The sequence below is a fragment of the uncultured Pseudomonas sp. genome (assembly GCF_913777995.1).
Taxonomy (GTDB): Bacteria; Pseudomonadota; Gammaproteobacteria; order Pseudomonadales; family Pseudomonadaceae; genus Aquipseudomonas.
Window position 1 is genome coordinate 25,555 of record NZ_CAJYVE010000003.1, and the last position, 6,464, is coordinate 32,018.

General features: G+C 66.4%; 5 protein-coding genes. 3 read left to right on the forward strand and 2 right to left on the reverse strand.

Annotation, left to right across the window (positions count from 1 at the left end; translation table 11 throughout):
* Positions 1-12 precede the first annotated feature (12 nt).
* Together QZ497_RS00490 and QZ497_RS00495 are read right to left on the reverse strand one after the other, a co-directional pair.
* Positions 13-924, reverse strand: a complete 912-nt coding sequence (locus QZ497_RS00490) for a 1-aminocyclopropane-1-carboxylate deaminase (protein ID WP_295470017.1) — start codon at positions 922-924, stop codon at positions 13-15.
* 157 nt (positions 925-1,081) lie between these two features.
* Positions 1,082-3,118, reverse strand: coding sequence for an NADPH-dependent 2,4-dienoyl-CoA reductase (locus QZ497_RS00495; protein ID WP_295470018.1), 2,037 nt, complete (start codon positions 3,116-3,118; stop codon positions 1,082-1,084).
* A 210-nt stretch (positions 3,119-3,328) separates the two neighbouring features.
* Here QZ497_RS00495 and QZ497_RS00500 point away from each other — a divergent pair, with 210 nt between their 5' ends.
* From QZ497_RS00500 to QZ497_RS00510, 3 genes are all read left to right on the forward strand, one after another.
* A complete protein-coding gene (locus QZ497_RS00500; protein WP_295470020.1) occupies positions 3,329-4,438 on the forward strand; it encodes a nitrilase-related carbon-nitrogen hydrolase in 1,110 nt (369 codons plus the stop codon).
* Between the two features lie 2 nt (positions 4,439-4,440).
* The gene (locus tag QZ497_RS00505; RefSeq protein ID WP_295470023.1) at positions 4,441-5,484 is read left to right on the forward strand and encodes an AraC family transcriptional regulator; all 1,044 of its coding nucleotides are present in this window, start codon (positions 4,441-4,443) and stop codon (positions 5,482-5,484) included.
* 519 nt (positions 5,485-6,003) lie between these two features.
* Positions 6,004-6,464: pyridoxal-phosphate dependent enzyme (locus QZ497_RS00510; RefSeq protein WP_295470025.1), on the forward strand; the 461-nt coding region annotated here is incomplete at its 3' end.

Here is a 6,464-nt window from a genome sequence, read left to right on the forward strand (position 1 = left end):
ATTACCGGGCCGTCAAGACCTCGAGAGGGCGCGACGCCCTTGCAGGCCACCGGTATGCACGAAGATCAGCCGGGTGCCGGGCGGGAACTGGTCCTGGCTCACGGCGTCATGCAGGGCCAGCAGGGCCTTGCCGGTGTACAGCGGCTCCAGCGGCACGCCGGCGTGGCGTTCGGCAGCCTCGATGAAGGCCAGCAAGTGCGCATCGAGCTTGGCGAAGCCGCCACGGCTGGCGTCGACCAGCCGATAGCCAGCGGCAGACTGCAGCAACCTCTCCAGGTTGCCGGTCACGCCATGATCGGCCGGCACCGCCAACGCGCCATGCACCGGGCGCCGTCCCGCCTCGGCGCTCACCAGTCCGGCCAGCGTGGTGCCGGTGCCGGCAGCCAACCACCAGCCGTGGTAATCGTCCCAGCCCAGCGACGCCAGCTGCCGCGCCACCATCGGCAACAGCAAGGCGCAGCCCTCCAGGCCCGGCAGGCCGCCACCGCCTTCGGCGATCGGGTACAGCAGCGGGTAGCGTTGCTGCCAGGGTTGCCAGAAATCCGCCTGATGGCGCTGCCGATAGCCGCCGTAACCGAGCCAGTGCAGTTGCATGCCGAAGTCATGCAGGTCCTGCACCGTGGGCGTGAGTTGCTCATGCCCGCGCAGCAGACCGACCGTGGCGAAGCCGAAGCGCTTGCCTGCCGCCGCCAGGGCATGCAGGTGGTTGGAATGCGCACCGCCCAGGCTGACGACGCCTGCGGCGCCGGTCCCCACGGCGGTGTGCAGATGGCCGATCAGCTTGAACCACTTGTTGCCGCTGATCAGCGCATCGAGCAGGTCCAGGCGCAGCACCGCCACCTCGACCCCGGCCTGGTGCAGCCAGGGCAGGTTCAGGGGTTGCAAGGGGGCATCGGGTTGCCAGGTCAGGGCATGGGCGAGCATGGCGCATTCCAGGGAGCGAGGGCCGCCAGTCTAGCGCCAATCGGCGTCAGCCAGCTGTGCACTCGAACGCAGCAGTTTCAGCCGCGATGCTGTTCGTGGCTGAAGCCGCTCCCTACCAGGACTGACCAGGGCGGGCCGTGCTTTTCTGCTCAGCGCTTCACAGCGCTGCCGCCAGGCGCGAGCCCTGGTCGATGGCGCGCTTGGCGTCCAGCTCGGCAGCCACATCAGCACCGCCGATCAGGTGCACGCTCTGCCCACCTGCAACCAGTGCGTCGTACAGCTCGCGCAGCGGCTCCTGGCCGGCGCAGATCACCACGTTGTCGACCTCCAGCACGGTGACATCACCCTCACCCACCCGAATGTGCAGCCCGGCATCGTCGATCTTCAGGTATTGCACACTGCTGAGCATCTGCACCTGACGGTTCTTCAGGCCGGTGCGGTGGATCCAGCCAGTAGTCTTGCCCAGGCCATCGCCAACCTTGGAAGCCTTGCGCTGCAGCAGGTACACCTCGCGGGCGGGTGGCTCGACCTGCGGCGTGATACCGGTGACCCCACCCCGCGCCTGCAGGCGGATGTCGATGCCCCACTCCTTCCAGAACGCCTCCCGGTCCAGGCTGGTGGATACGCCCTGGTGCACCAGAAATTCCGACACGTCGAAGCCGATGCCGCCGGCACCGATGACCGCGACACGCTGGCCGACCGGTTTGTGCTGGCCGATCACCTCCAGGTAGTTGAGTACCTTGGGGTGGTCGATGCCAGGGATGTCTGGCGTACGCGGGGTAATGCCGGTGGCCAGCAGCACCTCGTCGAAACCCGCACCCAGCAGGTCGGCAGCGGCGACGCGCGTGCCCAGGCGCAACGCTACGCCAGTGCTCTGCAGTTTGCGGCCGAAGTAGCGCAGGGTCTCATGGAACTCTTCCTTGCCGGGAATCTGCTTGGCGATGTTGAACTGCCCGCCGATCTCGCTGGCAGCATCGAACAGCGTCACTTGGTGCCCGCGTTCGGCGGCCACGGTGGCCGCCGCCAGCCCGGCCGGGCCGGCACCGACCACGGCAATGCGCCGCGGTTGCTCGGTGGGCAGGTAGTTGAGTTCGGTTTCGTGACAGGCCCGCGGGTTGACCAGGCAGCTGGTCAGCTTGCCGGCGAAGATGTGGTCCAGGCACGCCTGGTTGCAACCGATGCAGGTATTGATGTCGGCACTGCGATCAGCAGCGGCCTTGTTGACGAATTCCGGATCGGCGAGGAACGGCCGGGCCATGGACACCATGTCGGCATCGCCCTCGCGCAGCACCTGTTCGGCGACTTCCGGCGTGTTGATGCGGTTGGTGGTGATCAGCGGCACGCTGACCTCGCCCTTGAGCCGCGCGGTCACCTTGCTGAACGCCGCGCGCGGCACCTTGGTGGCGATGGTGGGAATCCGCGCCTCGTGCCAGCCGATTCCGGTGTTGATCAGCGTGGCACCGGCCGCCTCGACGGCTTTGGCCAGCTGCACGATCTCTGGCCAGTCGCTGCCGCCTTCCACCAGATCGAGCATCGACAGGCGGTAGATGATGATGAAGTCGCTGCCCACTGCCTCACGCACCCGGCGCACGATCTCCACGGCCAGGCGCATGCGGTTTTCGAAGCTGCCGCCCCATTGGTCGCTGCGCTGGTTGGTGCGGGCGGCGAGAAACTGATTGATGAAGTAGCCTTCCGAACCCATGATCTCGACGCCGTCATAACCGGCTTCGCGGGCCAGGCTGGCACAGCGCACGAAGTCGGTGATCTGCTTCTCGATTCCGGCTTCGTCCAGTTCACGTGGCTTGAAGGGGTTGATCGGCGCCTGGATGGCGCTTGGTGCGACCAGGGTCGGGCTGTAGGCGTAACGCCCGGTGTGCAGGATCTGCAGGCAGATCTTGCCGCCAGCCTGGTGCACCGCGTCGGTGACCACCCGGTGGTGCGCCGCTTCCTCGGCAGTGGTGAGCTTGGCGGCGCCCTTGTAGGTGACGCCTTCGTCGTTGGGCGCGATGCCGCCAGTGACGATCAGTCCCACCCCCCCATGGGCCCGCTCGGCAAAGTACGCCGCCATGCGCGCGAAGCCGCCAGGCTGCTCCTCCAGACCGGTGTGCATGGAGCCCATCAGGGTACGATTGCGCAAGGTGGTGAACCCCAGGTCCAGCGGGGCGAGCAGGTGCGGATAAGCGGAGGCGCTCATGGTCAGGCTCCATCGGTGTCGTCACGGTGATTGTTCGGGACCGTGCAGGCAGGCCCCTTTTCGGTATGTCGACCACAGTAATGAGGCGCCACGGGGCGCTCAATGACCGAAACTGACAACTTATTGATCCAAATGCACAGCAGCGGGGTTGGCAAGCACGGCGCGCGCGCCTAACCTAGCCGGCATCCCGTTCACCGTGCCGCAGGACCTATGCGCAAATTCTTCGGCCTCTGCCTGGCCGCCCTGGCCGTCGCCCTGCTGGTCAGCTACGGCGTATGGACCACCCAGCGTCCGATGGGCCATTACCTGTCCGACCTGCGCATCCGCCTGGCCGTCAGCCAGGGCGAAGCAGCCGGGCGGGGCAACCTGCTGGGCATCGAGACCGAGCTGTACCCCACCGACTATCAGGACCTCGGCCGCCTGCATCGCAAGCTGGCCGCCTGGCTGCAGCAGGCCAGCGACCTGGGGTTGGTCAACGACAAGACCCTGGTGGTGCTGCCCGAGCACATCGGCACCTGGCTGTTCGCCGTTGGCGAGAAGAACCAGTTCTACCAGGCCCCCAGCGTGGATGCGGCAATGGACTGGCTGGCCTGGAGCAACCCGCTGAAGTTCGTCACCGCCCTGCTGCAGGCCCGCGGCGAACAGCGCCTGGACGATGCCCACCTGCGCATGAAGGCCGACGACATGGCCGCCCAGTATCAGCAGCTGTTCGGCGGCCTGGCGGCGGAGTTCGGCGTCACCCTGGTGGCCGGCTCCATCGTGCTTCCCGAGCCGACCGTGGAACAGGGGCGGCTGCACACCGGCAGCGGGCCGCTGTACAACGTCAGCCTGGTGTTCGGTGCCAACGGCAAGATTCTCGGCGAACCGCAGCGGCAGTTGTCACCCAGCGTTCATCAGGGCGGCTATATCCAGCCTGGCGGCTCGGCGCCCTTGCAGGTCTTCGACACACCGGCTGGACGCCTGGGCGTGCTGATCGGCAGCGACAGCTGGCAACCAGGCAACTACGCGCGGCTCGACGCTCGTGGGGCGCAATTGATCGCCGTGCCCGCGTTCGTGCCCGGTCGACAGCGCTGGGAGCAGGCCTGGGAACATCATCAGGGCGAAGATCTCCAGCAACCCGCTCACCTCAGTGAGGGCGAGGCCTGGCAACGCCTGACGCTCACCGGGCAAGCCCCCCGCAGCCACGCCAAAGCCGGCATCAGCGTGTTCATGCGTGGCCAGTTCTGGGACCAGGGCAGTTCCGGAAATAGCTTCCTGCACCGCCAGCCCGCACCGGCGGCCTCGCCTGGCGGGGCGCGGCTGATCAATCTCTGGCTGTAGCCATGAGCCGCCCTGCCCTGCGCCTGGGTGACCTGTCGGTGGGCTTCGTGCAGTGCCTGGATCAGGCCCTGCGCAGCCTTGGCCATGACCCGGAGCCCTTGCTGCAAGGCTTCGGGCTGGACACCGAGCGCCTCGGCCAGGCCGGCGCACGGCTGAGCATCGCCCGCTACATGCGCCTGGGCCATGCAGCGATCCAGCTCAGCGGCGAGCCGGCGCTGGGCCTGCTCATGGGGCGTTTCAGCCGACCCGGCCAGGCCGGCCTGGCCGGGGTCACCGCGGCCCAGGCTCCCAACCTGCGAGAAGCCGCACGCACCCTGCTGCGTTTCGAGCCCCTGTATGGTTCCAACTACCGTGGCCAGTCGAGCTTTCATGAAGACGCCGAAGGCGCCTGGCTGCGCTTCTACTCCATCAGCCCCTACAACGATTACAACCGCTTCGTGGTCGACTCGTTGCTCAGCGGCTGGCTGGCGCAGCTGTCGTGGATCGTCGGCAGTCCTGTACAGGCGCAGCGGCTGGAAATCGAGTTCGCTGCGCCCGGCTACGCGGCCAGCTATACCTCCCTGAGCGAGCAAGCAGTGGCTTTCACCGCCGAGACCAACCAGCTGCGCCTGAGCAACGCCAGCCTGGCGCTGCGCAACCCGCAACACTGCCCCAGCACCTGGCAACACCTGCTGCAACTCTGCGAACAGGAACTGGAGCGCCTGACCCGCACGCGCAGTCTGCGCGAGCGCATCATCGGCATGCTCGGCCCGCTGCTCAGTGGTGGCCGGGAACCCGACCTGGAGGAAGTGGCGGCCCTGCTCAAGCTGCCGAGCTGGACGCTGCGCCGCAAGCTGGCCGAAGAAGGCACGCAGTTTCGCGCCATTCTCAATGACACGCGCCGCGACCTGGCCATGACTTACATTCGTGATACCGAACTGGCGTTCGGCGAAATCGCCTACCTGCTGGGTTTCGCCTCGGCAGAGGCTTTCCAGCGGGCCTTCAAGCGTTGGAGCGGGGAAACACCGGGAACCTTTCGCCGCCGTCAGCGGCTCGGTACCCGCTGAGCGTCAAAGCTCGGTGGCATCATCGGCCGGTTCCGGCATATCGAGTTCGAAGGCGCGAGATTCGAGCAGTTCTTCCTGGTATTCGTCCATTACTGGAGACTCCTGTGGCAATTCAACAAAGCTGGGGCAGACAATTGCCCCACAGGTACTGACCTTGCCAACCAGACTAAGGTTCACATGTGACGAAAAGGTGTCGAGCGCGGCTAAATTCGACGCTCGCTCATCAGGCCTGTTGACTTTGCCTGGCGATACGCCATACGCTCCGGCCCATGAACACCTCAAAGCATTCCGTCGGCCAGATTATTATTACCGTCATTCCAGTCATGGCGGGTTAGCCGACGTTTGCAAAAAACCCGCCCTGGAGGCGGGTTTCTTCTGTCTCCCGGGCGCCAAGCGCTTGAACCAGGAGTCAGACATGATCGCCATCCCCCGCTCCATCGCCCCGTTCGCCAGCCAGCTGCATTGCCGTGTCCTCAGCCTGCACAAGGAACCGACGCGATGAGCCATGCCCAGCCCGATCTGCTCAACCACTACGCCCGCAAGATCCTCACCTCCCGCGTCTATGACGTCGCCATCGAAACCCCGCTGCAGGGCGCCCGTCAGCTGTCCGAGCGGCTGGGCAATCAGGTGCTGCTCAAGCGCGAAGACCTGCAGCCGGTGTTCTCCTTCAAGATCCGTGGTGCCTACACCAAGCTGGCCAGCCTTTCGGCCAGCGAAAAGGCCCGTGGCGTCATCACCGCCAGCGCCGGCAACCACGCCCAGGGCCTGTCCCTGGCGGCCCGCGAACTGGGGGTGCGGGCGATCATCGTGATGCCGCGGACCACGCCCGAGCTCAAGGTCATCGGCGTGCAATCGCGTGGCGGCGAGGTGGTGCTGCACGGCGACGCCTTTCCCGAGGCCCTGGCCGAGGCGCTGCGCCTGGCCGACGAGCAGGGCTACACCTTCGTCCCGCCCTATGACGATCCCGACGTCATCGCCGG

Coding starts and splice junctions, on each gene's coding strand:
- QZ497_RS00500 (WP_295470020.1), top strand. CDS start 3,329: ATGCGCAAATTCTTCGGCCTCTGCCTGGCCGCCCTGGCCGTCGCCCTG.
- QZ497_RS00490 (WP_295470017.1), bottom strand. CDS start 924: ATGCTCGCCCATGCCCTGACCTGGCAACCCGATGCCCCCTTGCAACCC.
- QZ497_RS00505 (WP_295470023.1), top strand. CDS start 4,441: ATGAGCCGCCCTGCCCTGCGCCTGGGTGACCTGTCGGTGGGCTTCGTG.
- QZ497_RS00495 (WP_295470018.1), bottom strand. CDS start 3,118: ATGAGCGCCTCCGCTTATCCGCACCTGCTCGCCCCGCTGGACCTGGGG.